Consider the following 18,349-nt stretch of genomic DNA (forward strand, 5'->3'; position numbering starts at 1 on the left):
AATCGAAATAAGATGAAGGTTTCTAGCCACCGTGACTAAAGACATGTGCATCAAAAAGGTCATTGACTAGTTCAGTTCCCGTACTTGAGAAATCAGCCCCTAAACCTTGTACAACTATTGTCTGTGTTATCACATCTGGACTATCACCTGTGATGAGCAGATTAACATCATTGCCATTATTGCTAACGGATGCCGTAACATGTTCGCTTAAGAAATGTTCTAACGTTTCGTTTTCATTTTCGCTCAACAGATCTGACAGGTTAATAGTATCACCCTCGGTTGTATTAAAGTCAGTGATAATATCTACGCTATCGCTGGCAAAATCTGATTGAGTCCAAATAAACTGATCTGCACCGCCAGCACCGGTTAAAATATCATCGCCTGCTCCACCTATTAATAGATCGTCACCCGCTCCACCTACTAGTATGTCAGCTCCGTCCGTACCAAGTAACATCGTGGGCTCATCAGAGGCGACGATTAATTGCGGATCACTATCAACATCAGGCGTATTATCTTCAACAACAACGATATTAACGTTGGTTGGACTGCTTTCCACCGATATTGCACCCGACTCTTCAGCTATCGCAACAATGGATAAGGAAGCTGTACTTTCCAAACCAACGATTTCTGCAGAATCTAAGGCATCTGCGTCGATATACCACGAACCTCCACTCAACGTTGCGCCCGTCACCGAGGCGGTGTCTGGCAAGTCAGAAATTCGTATCGTTATGGTTTCGTCCGTATCTACGTCTGAAGCGAAGACCAGATTAGCATTCAGTCCAATAAGCGGAATACCAATAGCAGCAAGGTTACCGGAAACGCTGGTTCTAATCTGCTGAGTTTGCAACGCTAGTTGTAGCTCAGGAATGCCGGCTACGACAGGTGCAATAGTGATCACCGTTGTGTCTGTATCCAATTCTATCGTACCGACAGAATCATAATTTCCACCGTCATTTGTTATCATCGTCAAAGTATCAGTCGTAGCCGTGTTGCCACTACTAACCGTGTAGAAGACTCCTTCACCTTCATCCGAGGCAGATAACAGTTGATTTACTTCTGAAATTGGACCTTGAATAATGATCTGATTAGGATCCGAAGTATCAATGGTAACATTCAACAATGAACCCGGTATTACGGAAGTCAGAGTACCTTGCAAAGTACTTAACGTTACCGTTATCGGTGTGGTCTCAGGTCGAGTTGCATAGTCTATATCCTCCACACTTAATCCGGTCAGTTTCGTGACACTGCCTTCATCGACAGCCAAGCTATCAAACAGTGTATTTACTGGCGCATCGTTAACGGCATTAACCGTGATATCAAAACTGTAGGTATCAGCATCGTGTTCACCAACCATCCCCGTATCAGCGCCGTTGTTTCCACCATCATTAACATCAACGTTGACCGACACGGTGCCGTTAAAGTCCGGATTTGGCACAACGGTAAACCCTGTTGTCAGCAATGCGTTTATTTCAGAAAGTGAATTCGTTAATGTATAGGTACCGTCTCCGTTATCCACTACCCAACTTGGCGAACCACTGAATGTGACCGTACTATCATTCACAGAAAGAATTGCTACATAATCATTAAGCGCATCAGAGTCGTTAGAATCTATATCGGCAATCTGAATGTTATCGATTAGAATCGAGCCACCTTCATCAATCACGGCTGGGTTATTATTGTCGACTTCTATCGTTGGCTTGTCGTTAATCGGCTTAACCGTGACATCAAAACGGTAGGTTTCAGCATCATGTTCACCGGTTATTCCAGTATCTGTGCCACTATTTCCACCGTCATTTACGTCAACACTGACAGACACGATGCCGTTGAAGTCTGGGTTAGGCGCAATGGTGAACCCTGTTGTCAGCAGTGCGTTTATTTCGGAAAACGTATTCGACAACGTATAGGTTCCATCACCATTATCCACGGCCCAAGAAGGTGAACCGTCAAACGTGATACGGCTGTCATTCACCGAAAGGGTCACAACATAATCGTCTAAAGCATCAATATCTGCTGAATCTGGATCGGCGATTTGAATATTGTTAATTAGAATCGAACCATCTTCATTTATTTCAGGTGTATAGGTATCTGGTGCTTCAATGATTGGCTTGTCGTTTATGGACTCTATATCAAGTGTGATTGGGGTAATAGTTGATGGGTCGCCATAGCTTACGTTCCCGCCAACACCGTCACTATCGATGGTTCGTACGGTCACAAATATTTGTGACAAACCAGAACCATTGTCTGGCCAATTGTTGCTGTTCCAATCCGCTGAGTTAAACGTCACTTGAGTGACAGGGCTATCAGCGATGATTGTCCAAGTGCCATCAGCATTTAATACAACCGAATCGGCATCTGCTAACGAAATCAACGCGCCTTCGGGAACACCAGATATCGTAATTTCTATTTTCTCTACGTCGTTTTCGGTGTAATCGAATGTACCAGATGCGGTCTCTAAACTGTCTTGGTTATCGACGGTTTTCGCATTGATGTCTAAGACAAAGTCCTCGCCTTCCGTTCCTGTCGCGGTAGCCGCTACCCTTGTATCGATGTCATCGCCTTTCGGTAAAACCGTAAGTTTGATAGAACCGGTTTGTTCCACAGGTACGTCTATGGTTTCTTCTTGTGTGTATACAACATATTGAAGATTAACCGTACCAGAAAAATCCTCTGCCGGAACGATCTCAATTGCGGTTAAATCTAGGTCAGAGGCCTCTATGTTGCTACCCTTGAGTTGAATGCTCCATTCACCATTACCATTGTTTTTAACAGAATATAAACTGGTGGATCCAGCATTAACTTGTAACTGAAAATCATCTGGAACATTAGTGAGTTTGATTGATACAAATTGCTCTGAACCGTCAGAATCATCAAGACTTAGACCGATATTTCCTAACGATATTGCACTATCTTCGTCACCCGATATGGTCACATCGAGTAAACTGCCGTCAGCGTTTGTGGTCTCGACCCCATCAACCACTGCGACAATATCAAAGCTAACTCTACCTAGGTCAACATCAACGGGCACCGCACCATGGCTTACTTGTTCAGTACCACCGTCCACATCAAATATTGTGGTGTCGCTCATTGTGCCAGATAATTCTAGCTCAACATTGACGCCACCCAGATCGTGAACGGGCGTAAAGATCAGGTCATTGAGTACGTCTTCAGCACTAACGCCATTGTTCAATTTAGACGCATCAATACTGACACCTCCATTGACCAAAGTAATCGCGCCAACCCCGTAGCTGTCCAGTGAGCCTTCAAAAGATAACGACCCTAAGCTTGGGTCAACGAGTTTAACGTCCACAGTATCAAGAGTCTCAATACCGCCTTCGTTCTGGAGTGATGAACCATCTAATTTATCAAACGTCAGGTTTAAGTGGATGACACCATCTTCATAAGCCTTACCCGCCAAGACTGATGCTGGTTCGTTATCGGTAAAGCTGTCCGTAGTTTCGACGACTAATGTAGTTTCCTTTATACCGTCAACAACAGGGGTAACTTGTACCGGTAGATTCAACGTTGTGATGTTTTCATCACCTGACGTCTTATCCGTAATGACAACAGTGATAGGCAGTTTAAAATCACCTGAATAATTGTTAGGCAATGTGAGCATTAAGCTTTCATTTGCTATGAAGCTTCCATCCTCATTGAGTTCGAAGTCAATTGAGAACTTTCCATTATCGAAGTTTTCTTCTCCATTAATCGACAAACCGCCTAATGACGTAAATGGTTCAATAGAGGTATCAATAACAATTGAAACCACATCATTTTCAGCGTTTGCACCTTCAAAATTAAGTATTCCTAGATCCTTAAGCTGCTTCATTAAATCAATAGCGTTGTCTTCTGTACCAACGATAACTGTATCGGGGGTAATAGCCGGGTCAGGTAAAAGTGTTGTGGCTAAATCATTTGTATGCACGCTTGAGTTTGGATGGAGAAACACAACGTTAATATCCGTTGATAGTTCTTTAGGCGCACTACCTTCATTCTCGTCTCCCAAGTCAACAACTTCAGCTCTAACAGTAAAGCTAAGTTCATAAGGGTCTGTTTCACCAAGAGCATATAGACCATCAGGTGCTGTAATTGCAAAAGAGTTTTCGTCAATGACGGTCCACGTACCATCGCCATTATCAATAGCTCCAGTTATGGATAACTGATCGATCAAATAATTATCGGCGTCACTCAAGGGCGACGATAAATTTAAGTCTATTACGATTTCAGATACCTGTTCTAAGGAAGATGGGTCAAGATCATTAAACCCTATTGAGATGTTGGCGCCCGCTTCCTCTCCATTGATAGTAAAGCTAATGCTATCGTTGTCGCCGTTAACATTATAGACATCATTACTGCTATCAGTATCACCACCATCGTCAAAAGAAATGCCGTCCGTATTTAGTGTCGTGACGGTAAGTATGGCTTCATCATCACCTTCAACTACGGGATTAACGACAACGTTAACAACGCCGTTAATGACATTTGTGGCCACGTTATTTTCGTTATCTACGTCGACCTCTTTAACCGTCAGTTCTGTGTTTAACTTAAAATCAACGCTTGAGTCTTCGGGTGCAAGGACACTAATAGTCAAGTTATCCTTAGTTAATGCCGTACCATCCAAAGCGGTAATTGTAATCGTGTCATCAGCAGCGAGTATGTATTCTCCGTTGACAAGATACTGCGCAGCATCACCACCATTAACCTCTACCTTATAATTGTTACTTTCATCGATTATTACTTGTACGTCAGAAGGACCACCATCTAACGTCACAGAGGCTATAAACTCATTATCTACCCTTGTTGTATCATCGAGTAAATTCAGATACCAATTGACGTTTATCGCGGTATCTTCATTCCCTGTCGAAGTAGTTGTATAGCTATCTGCGCTGCTTATGACTGGTGTCACTTCGATAAAGATGTCTTTTTCTTCTATTCTCGTATTACCATCATTCTCAGTCACAATTATTTTCGCGATAATATGTATATCATTTGTAGAGTTGACTAATGGTACAATTTTAATATTTGTGCTCGACACGTTTGCTTCGTATTTTGGATAACCGTTTTCAGTACCAACGTAAGTTAAACTGACTTCATTACCTGTAGCAAGGTCGATAATTTTATATTCTCCAGCGTCACCACCGCCCGCATCAGAAAGGACAACAGATATCGTTTCTGAACCATCTTCAGGGCTTACTATCTCACCCGTCTCGATAGCAAAATTAAGAGTAACTTCAGAGTTCTCATCGATTGTCGTTTTGATGCCCGTAATCTCTTCGCCAGACTGAATCACATCCCATTGTCCGTTACCAACGACAACTGGCGCATCGGCAATGCCTTTTATATCAACATGGATAACTTGATCTGGAATACTTACATTGGTGTCAACTGTATCTCCGTTATTAAGGCCCGCAGTGTCTTCAATTGAAGCTCTGACTGTAAAGTCAAAATCGACATTGCTGTCTTGAGGTGGCGTAATCGTTGTGTTTGGATCTTGTATGACATCATAGGTAAAAATGAGATCTACAGGCTTAGCAATATCAATAATATTGCCATTAGAATCCAGTTCTAATCCTTTTCCATCAGCATTAACGAACAGCGTGATAGTTTCATTGCCATCCTTATAGCTAAAGACACTTCCCTCGGGTAGTCCTATTAACTCGATATAGGCTTGTTCAGAATTATCGGTGAGGTCATCGAACAAATTCACGGTGATATGATCTTGGGTTAAAAATGCCGTGTCTTCATCAACATTGACACGACTTACGACTAATTCACCCTCATCGGCAACAGGGCGTACATCAATGACCACGGTATCCGTTATATAAGCTTGTTCTTTACCTGCCTCGACTAATCTATTGCTGTTCTCTGTTGAGATTGCCGTTACTTCAAGTTCGATGACACCACTAAAATTGTCTTCTGGATTAACTTGCAGTGTTTTTACTTGTTGTGAGGTGACGTTGTAACCCATTACAACATCGCCATTCGGTAACGAGATAGATTCCGCGACCAAAATCGTACCATCAGCTAGTTCAAGGGTATGGTTCGAATCGCCGTCTTTAAAAGCCACAATATAAGTAATCGTTTCACTATTATTATCTTGCGTCACCGCTTTAATATTTAAGACGATATTGTCTTCGTCTTCCGTCCCTGATTCGTAGGTGTCTAGGTTACGCCAAGTAGGTGTATCCGCAATAGCGTAAACGTCTATCGCTAATCGTCCAGAGATAGTTTCTAGTTCTACACCACTATTATCATCTGTTCTCGATATCACAGCGCTGATGTTATATTTAAATCCGTTGCTTCCGCTTGACCTATCATTCGTCGGCACAAAGTACAGGTTATCTAAAGACAATTTGTCGCCATCAAGCGAAGAAGATTTTATTTGGTTTGCTGTTAACTCACCACCGGAGACGGCAATATAGTTTCCACTGCTATCGAGATAATAGAAACTACCATTTGCATTGTTTGAAATCGAAATGGAATGTAAACTTTCATTGGAATCAAGGTCACCGACGTTTACCACAAAATCGACTTTAATTGGGGCATTCGTTGCATCGACGTTGTCATTGTCATTCACGACATTATCAGAACCGACTATCGCTGTATTACGACCAGCATCTTCCGTTCCTGATGCGCTAAGTGTTTCGATTGTAGAAGTACTATCAGAGATATGGATATTTATAGGGGTTGTTGACGTATCACCATCCCTATCGGTCGCCGTAAACGTGATAGGAATATCAAGTCCATCGACACCAGTATCGATATCATTTCCAAGGCTTGTGTAGGTTACTTTTCCTCCTGATTTGACCTCTAACGTCCCAATCTCTTGCTCTTTGAAAATGATCGTGTAATTACTTTCACTGTTGCTCGTAGAATCCAGCCTTAGTTCTACCTCTGAGTTAGCAGGACCTGAATACTCAGTCTCTGTTATTATTCCGACATCGGCTCCTCGATGATTATCAAGTTTTCCGTCGTTATCGTCATCCACTGCAACGAAGATATTGATACTATGGCTTCGAGTACTGCCTTCAGCTAATGAAATTTCTTGATTGGATTCAATTACTGGTTCGTCATCGACGATGGTGACACTAAACTCATTTGTCGCAACGTCGCCATCTGTATCTGTCGCAATAACAGGCACGATGAACGTAACCTCATCATCATTCCCATCAGCTATAGAGTGTGTAATTGCTCGTACTAACTCAAAGTTAACCTGACCAAAAGTATTCGATGTGTCATCGTTATCTACAGTCACATTAATGACGACATCTTTTATGTCACCATTATTCTTGTAGGTAACACCTTGATAAACGCCGGTAGATACTTCTATAAATACAACTTCTCTGCCACCAGAAAGGATTGGTTCTACGTCTAGTAGGGAATTAAGTTGCGCTAAATCTACTTCGAATTTCTCAATATTGTCAACATTTTGGGTGACACTGATCGTCGTTGAATCATGCTCAGTCTCCAAATAATCGGAACTACCTTCAACTTGACCTGACGTTTTGTCTATGCCGCTTTCTTCTAATCGGACATTCTGGACCTCAGAAATTATTGGATCAGTACCATCGTTGATGGTCACATCGATGAAGTTCGTCGTGGTGTCACCGTCGGTATCTTCGACGATGACCGGTATATTCAGTAAGACGCTGCCAAGGTCATTGGCGTCAACGCCCACTTGGTCTATCGCCGCGCTTTGTAGAATGGTGTAATTCTGATTGGTCGGGTCGATCGTGACCGTCAATACCACAACGTCTGTATTTCCAGTCTTATCAACCAACGTTAACGTTAAGCCGTCATCACTGATCACAATCTCGGTCGCATTGCCGTTACTGGTGATATCGACCAGTGAGCTTAAATCCGTATCTAATTCACTAAAGGTGATGCTTTTAACTGCATCAACACCACTGTCGATAACCAATGATTGTGTTTGAGCGGTGTAAACGCCATCTGTCAGTTCGGCACTGACGGGAGCAATACTCGGCTCGGTACCATCGTTGATGGTCACATCGATGAAGTTCGTCGTGGTGTCACCGTCGGTATCTTCGACGATGACCGGTATATTCAGTAAGACGCTACCAAGGTCATTGGCGTCAACGCCCACTTGGTCTATCGCCGCGCTTTGTAGAATGGTGTAATTCTGATTGGTCGGGTCGATCGTGACCGTCAATACCACAACGTCGGTATTTCCAGTCTTATCAACCAACGTTAACGTTAAGCCGTCATCACTGATCACAATCTCGGTCGCATTGCCGTTACTGGTGATATCGACCAGTGAGCTTAAATCCGTATCTAATTCACTAAAGGTGATGCTTTTAACTGCATCAACACCACTGTCGATAACCAATGATTGTGTTTGAGCGGTGTAAACGCCATCTGTCAGTTCGGCACTGACGGGAGCAATACTCGGCTCGGTACCATCGTTGATGGTCACATCGATGAAGTTCGTCGTGGTGTCACCGTCGGTATCTTCGACGATGACCGGTATATTCAGTAAGACGCTACCAAGGTCATTGGCGTCAACGCCCACTTGGTCTATCGCCGCGCTTTGTAGAATGGTGTAATTCTGATTGGTCGGGTCGATCGTGACCGTCAATACCACAACGTCGGTATTTCCAGTCTTATCAACCAACGTTAACGTTAAGCCGTCATCACTGATCACAATCTCGGTCGCATTGCCGTTACTGGTGATATCGACCAGTGAGCTTAAATCCGTATCTAATTCACTAAAGGTGATGCTTTTAACTGCATCAACACCACTGTCGATAACCAATGATTGTGTTTGAGCGGTGTAAACGCCATCTGTCAGTTCGGCACTGACGGGAGCAATACTCGGCTCCGTACCATCGTTGATGGTCACATCGATAAAGTTCGTCGTGGTGTCACCGTCGGTATCTTCGACGATGACCGGTATATTCAGTAAGACGCTACCAAGGTCATTGGCGTCAACGCCCACTTGGTCTATCGCCGCGCTTTGTAGAATGGTGTAATTCTGATTGGTCGGGTCGATCGTGACCGTCAATACCACAACGTCGGTATTTCCAGCCTTATCAACCAACGTTAACGTTAAGCCGTCATCACTGATCACAATCTCGGTCGCATTCCCGTTACTGGTGATATCGACCAGTGAGCTTAAATCCGTATCTAATTCACTAAAGGTGATGCTTTTAACTGCATCAACACCACTGTCGATAACCAATGATTGTGTTTGAGCGGTGTAAACGCCATCTGTTAACTCGGCACTGACGGGAGCAATGCTTGGCTCGGTACCATCGTTGATGGTCACATCGATGAAGTTCGTCGTGGTGTCACCGTCGGTATCTTCGACGATGACCGGTATATTGAGTAAGACGCTACCAAGGTCATTGGCGTCAACGCCTACTTGGTCTATCGCCGCGCTTTGTAGAATGGTGTAATTCTGATTGGTCGGGTCGATCGTGACCGTCAATACCACAACGTCTGTATTTCCAGTCTTATCAACCAACGTTAACGTTAAGCCGTCATCACTGATCACAATCTCGGTCGCATTGCCGTTACTGGTGATATCGACCAGTGAGCTTAAATCCGTATCTAATTCACTAAAGGTGATGCTTTTAACTGCATCAACACCACTGTCGATAACCAATGATTGTGTTTGAGCGGTGTAAACGCCATCTGTCAGTTCGGCACTGACGGGAGCAATACTCGGCTCGGTACCATCGTTGATGGTCACATCGATGAAGTTCGTCGTGGTGTCACCGTCGGTATCTTCGACGATGACCGGTATATTCAGTAAGACGCTACCAAGGTCATTGGCGTCAACGCCCACTTGGTCTATCGCCGCGCTTTGTAGAATGGTGTAATTCTGATTGGTCGGGTCGATCGTGACCGTCAATACCACAACGTCGGTATTTCCAGTCTTATCAACCAACGTTAACGTTAAGCCGTCATCACTGATCACAATCTCGGTCGCATTGCCGTTACTGGTGATATCGACCAGTGAGCTTAAATCCGTATCTAATTCACTAAAGGTGATGCTTTTAACTGCATCAACACCACTGTCGATAACCAATGATTGTGTTTGAGCGGTGTAAACGCCATCTGTCAGTTCGGCACTGACGGGAGCAATACTCGGCTCGGTACCATCGTTGATGGTCACATCGATGAAGTTCGTCGTGGTGTCACCGTCGGTATCTTCGACGATGACCGGTATATTCAGTAAGACGCTACCAAGGTCATTGGCGTCAACGCCCACTTGGTCTATCGCCGCGCTTTGTAGAATGGTGTAATTCTGATTGGTCGGGTCGATCGTGACCGTCAATACCACAACGTCGGTATTTCCAGTCTTATCAACCAACGTTAACGTTAAGCCGTCATCACTGATCACAATCTCGGTCGCATTGCCGTTACTGGTGATATCGACCAGTGAGCTTAAATCCGTATCTAATTCACTAAAGGTGATGCTTTTAACTGCATCAACACCACTGTCGATAACCAATGATTGTGTTTGAGCGGTGTAAACGCCATCTGTCAGTTCGGCACTGACGGGAGCAATACTCGGCTCGGTACCATCGTTGATGGTCACATCGATGAAGTTCGTCGTGGTGTCACCGTCGGTATCTTCGACGATGACCGGTATATTCAGTAAGACGCTACCAAGGTCATTGGCGTCAACGCCCACTTGGTCTATCGCCGCGCTTTGTAGAATGGTGTAATTCTGATTGGTCGGGTCGATCGTGACCGTCAATACCACAACGTCGGTATTTCCAGTCTTATCAACCAACGTTAACGTTAAGCCGTCATCACTGATCACAATCTCGGTCGCATTGCCGTTACTGGTGATATCGACCAGTGAGCTTAAATCCGTATCTAATTCACTAAAGGTGATGCTTTTAACTGCATCAACACCACTGTCGATAACCAATGATTGTGTTTGAGCGGTGTAAACGCCATCTGTCAGTTCGGCACTGACGGGAGCAATACTCGGCTCGGTACCATCGTTGATGGTCACATCGATGAAGTTCGTCGTGGTGTCACCGTCGGTATCTTCGACGATGACCGGTATATTCAGTAAGACGCTACCAAGGTCATTGGCGTCAACGCCCACTTGGTCTATCGCCGCGCTTTGTAGAATGGTGTAATTCTGATTGGTCGGGTCGATCGTGACCGTCAATACCACAACGTCGGTATTTCCAGTCTTATCAACCAACGTTAACGTTAAGCCGTCATCACTGATCACAATCTCGGTCGCATTGCCGTTACTGGTGATATCGACCAGTGAACTTAAATCTGTATCTAATTCACTAAAGGTGATGCTTGCTACTGCATCACTACCCGCGTTAACGAATAACGAGAGAGTTTGTGGTTCCTGTGCATCGTCATTTAGAACAGCTTTACTCGGCTCGAAGTTAGGGTTTACACCATCCATTATTGATACATTTACATTTCGTTCAGACGTATCACCATCAGTATCAGTAGCGACAATACTCACGTCAAATTCAAGTTGGTCATTAGCATCTTGGTCAATCGAACTCAGTTGAGTTACGGTATACTCACCACTTAAATCTGAATTAATTTCTAACGTAAGTACTGGAGTATTGTTACCTACCGTTCTAACTTCAATCTTCGTTTTATCATCAGATAAAGTCCAACTCGTCTCTTCGCCGTTACTCGTAATTTGGTCGAATATTATAGACAGTTCATCGGACACGTCCCATTGAACACTTTCTACATCATCCGTTCCTGCGACAAAGCCTACACTCTCTACTTGTACCGCTGCGTTAGCTAAACTACCGTCAAATGATGTAGCATCGGTCAAAGTTATATCGTCAGGGTCACCATTGGACGTTGGTCCGGCACCGTCATTAACCGAATAATTAAGCTCGTTAGTAGCAACGTCTCCATCAAAATCTACGGACGTGATCGGTAGTGGGAAATTAATAACGTCACTGTCAGAATTTAACTGTTCAAGTACCTGATATTGTGTAATCGAATAGGTTCCATCAAGAGCAATAGTCGCCTCTAGCACAAGATTATTGGGCTCACCAACAACGTATACCGATAGTGTTCGTCCATCGTCAGATAATACCGCTTCTAGCGGTTGATTATTTGTAAGTACATCATCAAATAATGCCGTGCTTGCTTCATCAAAACGAATATCTTGAAGGTAATCAGAACCAATATTGATGGCTGCGCCTTCAAAAATGGTTGGGTTTTCAGGCGTCAGTTCTTTCGTCTCTGTATAATCAATATCAACGTCAACGGTCGTTTGGTCTTGCCCATCGAGGATGGTTGACGTGAGCACTACTGGAGATACAAGACTATTGTTACTAGTGTCTTGACCTTGAATAGCGATATCAATTGACAGATTATTGTCCGTAAATCGAACCAATCCTGTGCTACCAATCGATGCGTTGTGATCGATAGGCTGTTCTAAAGTAGTGGTAAGGGACAATTCTACATTAGCGCCAACGGATGTGGTCACTAAAGCAAACGTGATGACTGTCTCGCCACCTTGTACACCAACAATGCTGTTTGTTGCCTCGTCGAACCGGAATACAACGGGCTCACCTGATGAAGTAACTTCACTATTTAGCTCTAAAAGCAGTGTCTCAAGTTGAACGTCCTCAAAAGTGAACGTTAGCGGATCGAGAGGTCGGTTTCCCGCCGTAACGGTACTGTTAACGGTTGACGTTTGTAACGCACTCGATGAATCGATGATACCCTCAGTAATAGAGGCCGAGCCTACTTGTCCGCCCTCAGCGGGTCGAATGAGAGGAATATCATTATCTTCGGTAGCTTGTGTTCGCTCAAATCCTTGCGTTTCGAAAAACGTGGAAGCCAACGTTTCCATATAGGTATAGTCGATAGTGACAAAGCCGGCATTTGCACTTGTTGCACCCTGCCCACCAGCAGCTGTTGCTTCTAATGCAAGTGTCGGGTCAATCCCGTCCAATATAGCGGCTTGGATATCAGCAATATCGTCAAGCTCAAGTGTAGCAAGTTCACTCGCTACCGCTGTGGGGTCAACGTTTATGTCACCGGATACTGGCGCAATAGCGAGGTTTTGACCATTATTAAGGGCATCAGGTGCTAGGCAAGAAACACAGTTTCTGTCTACAATGACCTGTTGACCGTTGATTTGCACAATAACTTCGGCGTTTTTAGGTGTAATTAATATGTCTTGGGGGATTAACTGCATACCAGATTCGGCCAACTTCGCCGCTTCACCTGGTCTAATCAAAATTGCGCCACCAGTACTGGATTCAATAATGGCATTTTGATTTAAAATTTGTTCGTTCATACGGAGGTTCCCCAACACGGATATCTACTACTATGGAATTTAGTGCGAAATGATTTCTTTAAGATACGAGTCAACACGACCGAAAGATCATTGTAGAATATTAATTAAATGTAAAATCTGCACAATATCTTTACAGTATATCATCCCATCTGAAGCAATAAACAATAAAATATTATTAAATAACGTTATTAATGGTAACCTTGTCGTCTATCGATTACAGAGACCATATTAATGACAAAGCTAACATCAGACATAGAAGCAAACTTACAGTTATTTATAACTGATACTAAGAAGACTAAAATAGTTTGGGGGTTAAGAAATAGCGAAGAAGATTGGCTAGCCTGCGACTCTTCTGAGTTTGAAAATAGTGAAGTCATGCCATTCTGGTCCAACAAAGAAGACGCGGCAATACATAACGTTGAAGAATGGGCTGAATTTGAAATTTGCGAAATTCCATTAGACGTTTTTGTTGAAGATTGGCTTATCACCTTAGCTGAAGATGGCGTGTTAGCAGGAATTAACTGGAATGCATCATTAGAAGGCAAAGAATTAGAACCTTCAGATCTCGCGAAGTTATTTCTTTAAGCCTCTAAGCAAAACTGAATAATAGACTTAAAAAGCCCTTAGATTTAATGCTGATCATTTAAGAGAAAGCAATCATCGTCATTCCCGTGAAAACGTAATGCTGTTCGGTTAGTGCTAAATACTTCGTCATTCCCGTGAAAACGGGAATCTTGGTGAGTTTAGATCCCCATTTTCATGGGGATGACGTCGGTTTTCATGGGGATGACGTCGGTTTTCGTAAGGATGACAGAGTTAGATATCTTAAGTGAACATCATTACCAATTTAGGTTGGGCTGTTTTGATCTAGGTTTTACAACCCTGTATGAGTTTTGCTTCGTAACGCCGCCTTCACGCCATCCTGATTAGAAAGGTACTCGTCCAAGCCTGCTCTTCTTAATTCGCAGGACGGACAATTACCGCAACCATCACCTATGATACCGTTATAACAGGTCAAGGTATTGTTTCTAACGAGTGATAAAGCATCATAATGGTCTGATAACGCCCATGTTTCTGCTTTGTTTAACCACATTAGAGGCGTTTGAATAGTCAGTTTTTTATCCATGCCTTTTACCAGTGCGTCATTTATTGACTTAACAAATTCATCGCGACAATCTGGATACCCAGAAAAATCCGTTTCACACACACCAGTTATAATAGTATCCGCACCGATTTGATAGGCATAAATACCCGCTAAGGTTAAGAAAAGTATGTTTCTTCCAGGCACAAATGAATTGGGTAACCCGTTTTCTTGAAGCGCATGTGACACAGGAATATCATCACGAGTGAGCGAACTGATAGCAAGTTCGTTTAATAACCCGACATCCATAACCTTATGAGCCGTGATACCAAGATCTTTTGCCAGCTTTTTGGCCACCTCTATTTCTAACTTGTGCCTTTGACCATAATCGAAGGTAATCGCATGTACTTCGTCAAACTCTCGAATCGCTTTTACTAAACAAGTAGTCGAGTCTTGACCTCCACTAAAAACAACAACGGCTTTCTTCACTTCACTATCTCTGTTAAAACGCATCCGCTGACATTAGTTCACAACCTATTTAAGGTCAATTAGAACTAGTGTATTCTTCCTTTCGTTTTTCAATTTTATTCTTTTGGGTAGGTTATGTATAAACTCGTCGCTTTAGACATGGATGGTACGCTGCTAAACAGCAAAAAAGAGATCACGACACGCAATAGACAAGCTATAGCTCAAGCAAGAGCGCAAGGTGTAACGGTTATTCTGGCTTCCGGTCGACCGCTTGCAGGTATGGTCGATAAACTTAACGAACTGGAACTAACGTCTGACAAAGATTTTGTGGTCTCTTCTAATGGTTCTTACGTACATCGTGTTTCAGATCTGAAACAGGTACACGGTCAAATTATCACAGGTAAAGATGCAAAACGCGTGGCAAGGGTGGCTGAGGAATTAGGCGTGCATATGCATGCATTTAGTGTTGAACATGGCCTAATTACACCAAAAAGTAACCAATATACCGAGCGTGAAGCCATTATTAATGGCCTTAGTTTCAACGAGTTTGATTTTTCACAATTAGAAGATGACCATCCGATTGTTAAGGCGATGTTTGCAGATTCATCGGAAGCGCTCGATAGAGTAACCCCCCTTTTAACTGACGATCTCCATGCTGATTACACCATCGTTAGAAGCGCGCATATCTTTTTAGAATTTCTACACCTAGGAAGCAACAAAGGTATTGGTGTTGCCGTGGTGGCAGACTGCCTAGGGATTAAACCTACAGAAGTGATCAGCATTGGTGATGCTCAAAACGACCACCATATGATAAAGTACGCGGGACTTGGTGTGGCCATGGGTAATGCAACGGAAGAGACCAAAGCCTTAGCTGATCATATCACCGACACTCATGAAAACTCTGGTGTTGCTGAGGTTATCGAAAGGTTTATTCTCAACGTCTAATAAGCTCCTCATCCTAAATCGAGTTTCTAGTTATCAACATACTCTACGCAGACAGGTACCGGATTTGATTGGGTCAGACTGTGTAGAGTGTACCTCATTCAATCGACTTACAAAGCCAATGAATATGGTGGTTAAAACCACTCTTCTCATAGAATTTAAGGGCATGTTGGTTAAACTGCCACACCTCTACAAATATCTTCTTAACGCCATATTCTTCAAAGGTTTTTTCTAATCGTTGCATCAACTGGTTAGCGACGGATTGGTTCCTGTATTCCGGTGAAACAAACACTTCATCAACGCTACCCATTTGGGTCGGCTGACTGACCACTGAGATGAGTTCACAGAAATGCCCGGTAATAAACCCGACCACGTTGTCTTGAATTGGGTCGATTGCCACATACACAAGGCATTCAGGATCATGCATATATCGCGCAATAGACTTCTGTTTCTCTATTTCTTCAGGCGTTTTTATATCCGTTGGCATAGATTGATGATGATAGTCATGAAGATCAAACATCAACGAATTGAGCTGCCCTAGGTCGTCTAAACACGCTGGTCGAATTTTAATATTGGTCACTTTTACACCGAAAAAATAGAGACGTTATTGATCGCATTATAAGCAGTTTTTCATGTTACACAAAGCAAAAGACACCAACAAGGGTCGGTGTCTTTATTAAGGTTTAATTTTAGTGTTTGAGTACTCTTTCTATCTCTGTCAGGCTGCTCGGATCATCGATAGTTGAAGGGATTGTGTATGCTTCCCCATCTGCAATCTGTCTTATAATTCGACGCAATATCTTGCCTGAACGCGTTTTAGGCAAGCGGTCAACAACCAGCGCGTGTTTAAAGCAAGCAACCGCACCAATTTCGGTCCGAACTTTACCAATGAGCTCCCCTTCTAGATCATGCTCATCCAACTTAACACCATCTTTAAGCACCACGAGACCGAGAGGAAGTTGCCCTTTCAGATCATCATGAATCCCAATTACCGCACATTCGGCAACGGCGGGATGTCCGCCAACGATCTCTTCCATTTCACCTGTCGATAAACGGTGTCCAGCTACGTTTATTACATCGTCAATACGACCCATAATAAAAAGGTATCCGTCTTCATCAATGTAACCGCCGTCGCCTGAAACGTAATAGCCTTCAAACTGACTGAGATAGCCAGTCTCGAAACGGTCGTGATTACGCCAGACCGTAGGAAGACAACTTGGAGGTAATGGACGTTTCAGCGCTACAAATCCTTGTTGATTCGCTGGCACTTCCTCGCCCACTTCATTCAGTACCACAACATTGTAGCCAGGCACTGGCATTGTCGCTGAGCCGGGTTTTACCGTCATCATTTCGATACCAGTCAGGTTACTGGCGATGGCCCAACCCGTCTCAGTTTGCCACCAATGGTCAATAACAGGCTTAGCTGTTTTTTCTACCACCCATTCCAATGTCGGAGGGTCAAGGCGTTCTCCTGCCATAAAGATGGTTTTTAGTGCGGACAAGTCGTATTTTTCTAATAATAAAGCGTCGGGATCTTCTTTCTTGATGGCACGGAAAGCCGTTGGTGCCGAAAACAGCGCCGTTACATTGTACTCGTCGCAAACACGCCAAAAAGCACCGGGATCTGGCGTTCTAACGGGCTTACCTTCAAACAATATCGTTGTGCAGCCGTGGATTAATGGCGCATAAACAATATAAGAGTGTCCGACAACCCAACCCACATCTGATGCAGCCCAAAAGACGTCGTCTTGCTCAATATTATAAATGGTTCTCATGCTGTATTTCATCGCGACTGCATGCCCACCATTATCACGTACCACTCCTTTGGGTTTGCCTGTCGTTCCCGATGTATAAAGAATATATAGCGGGTCCGTTGATAGTACAGGTACGCAGCCGTGTGGTGTTGCTTTCTCGGCAGCCGATTGCCAATCGACATCTCTTTCGTGGTTGAGTTCTGCGAGCGCTTCACTTCTTTGAAAAACCAACACTTTGTCCGGTTTCCAACGGCTGTCCATAATCGCTTTATCGACCAGTGGCTTGTATGGGATGATCTTGGCAATTTCGATACCACATGATGCCGTCATGATAACTTTTGGTTCTGCGTCTTCAATCCTTACTGCAAGTTCATTAGGTGCAAAACCACCAAAAACAACCGAGTGTATCGCACCAAGTCTGGCACAAGCCAACATCGCCATTGCCGCTTCAGGTATCATCGGCATGTATATGACAACGCGGTCACCTTTACTCACTCCATTTTCAGCGAGCATACCGGCGACCTTAGCCACTTGGTCGCGCAGTTGATTATAGGTGTATTTACGTTTAGTAAGGGTTACTGGAGAATCATAAATAAGGGCGATTTTTTCCCCTCGGCCATGTTCACAGTGGTAGTCTAAGGCTAGCCAAGCTGTATTTAACTTTCCGTCAGGGAACCAACGCTCGATACCATTTTCATCTTTTTCAAGTATTGTATTCGGCGCTTCAAACCAGTCTATACTTTTCGACTGTTCTTTCCAGAAGCTTTCTGGTTGTGTTTGAGACCACTGATATTCTTTCAAATAAGCAGACATATTGCTTCCTCC

The 18,349-nt window shown here is 43.7% G+C and carries 6 protein-coding genes; 2 read left to right on the top strand and 4 right to left on the bottom strand.

The window, feature by feature from the left end; genetic code table 11:
• Positions 1–22 precede the first annotated feature (22 nt).
• Complete coding sequence (locus tag L3V77_RS08730; protein ID WP_275136653.1) at positions 23–13,279, bottom strand: retention module-containing protein; 13,257 nt, start codon at positions 13,277–13,279, stop codon at positions 23–25.
• 231 nt (positions 13,280–13,510) lie between these two features.
• Between L3V77_RS08730 and L3V77_RS08735 the strand changes: the two genes are divergently transcribed.
• Positions 13,511–13,864 carry a DUF2750 domain-containing protein gene (locus L3V77_RS08735; RefSeq protein WP_275133796.1) on the top strand — a complete coding sequence of 118 codons (354 nt, stop codon included), beginning with the start codon at positions 13,511–13,513 and terminating at the stop codon, positions 13,862–13,864.
• Positions 13,865–14,153: 289 nt separating this feature from the next.
• On the opposite strand, the gene queC is transcribed toward L3V77_RS08735, so the two are convergent.
• Positions 14,154–14,849, bottom strand: coding sequence for a 7-cyano-7-deazaguanine synthase QueC (gene queC, locus L3V77_RS08740; RefSeq protein WP_275136730.1), 696 nt, complete (start codon positions 14,847–14,849; stop codon positions 14,154–14,156).
• Between the two features lie 114 nt (positions 14,850–14,963).
• Between queC and L3V77_RS08745 the strand changes: the two genes are divergently transcribed.
• A complete protein-coding gene (locus L3V77_RS08745) occupies positions 14,964–15,773 on the top strand; it encodes a Cof-type HAD-IIB family hydrolase (protein ID WP_275133797.1) in 810 nt (269 codons plus the stop codon).
• A 94-nt stretch (positions 15,774–15,867) separates the two neighbouring features.
• Here L3V77_RS08745 and L3V77_RS08750 read toward each other — a convergent pair whose 3' ends face one another.
• Positions 15,868–16,350, bottom strand: a complete 483-nt coding sequence (locus L3V77_RS08750; RefSeq protein WP_275133798.1) for a GNAT family N-acetyltransferase — start codon at positions 16,348–16,350, stop codon at positions 15,868–15,870.
• Between the two features lie 109 nt (positions 16,351–16,459).
• Positions 16,460–18,337, bottom strand: a complete 1,878-nt coding sequence (locus L3V77_RS08755) for a propionyl-CoA synthetase (protein ID WP_275133799.1) — start codon at positions 18,335–18,337, stop codon at positions 16,460–16,462.
• Positions 18,338–18,349 lie beyond the last annotated feature (12 nt).

This window comes from Vibrio sp. DW001, from assembly GCF_029016285.1.
Classification (GTDB): domain Bacteria; phylum Pseudomonadota; class Gammaproteobacteria; order Enterobacterales; family Vibrionaceae; genus Vibrio.

What these genes read in the sequence shown, in the direction of transcription:
- L3V77_RS08730 (WP_275136653.1), bottom strand. Translation starts at nt 13,279, where the DNA reads ATGAACGAACAAATTTTAAATCAAAATGCCATTATTGAATCCAGTACT.
- L3V77_RS08735 (WP_275133796.1), top strand. Translation starts at nt 13,511, where the DNA reads ATGACAAAGCTAACATCAGACATAGAAGCAAACTTACAGTTATTTATA.
- L3V77_RS08745 (WP_275133797.1), top strand. Translation starts at nt 14,964, where the DNA reads ATGTATAAACTCGTCGCTTTAGACATGGATGGTACGCTGCTAAACAGC.
- L3V77_RS08755 (WP_275133799.1), bottom strand. Translation starts at nt 18,337, where the DNA reads ATGTCTGCTTATTTGAAAGAATATCAGTGGTCTCAAACACAACCAGAA.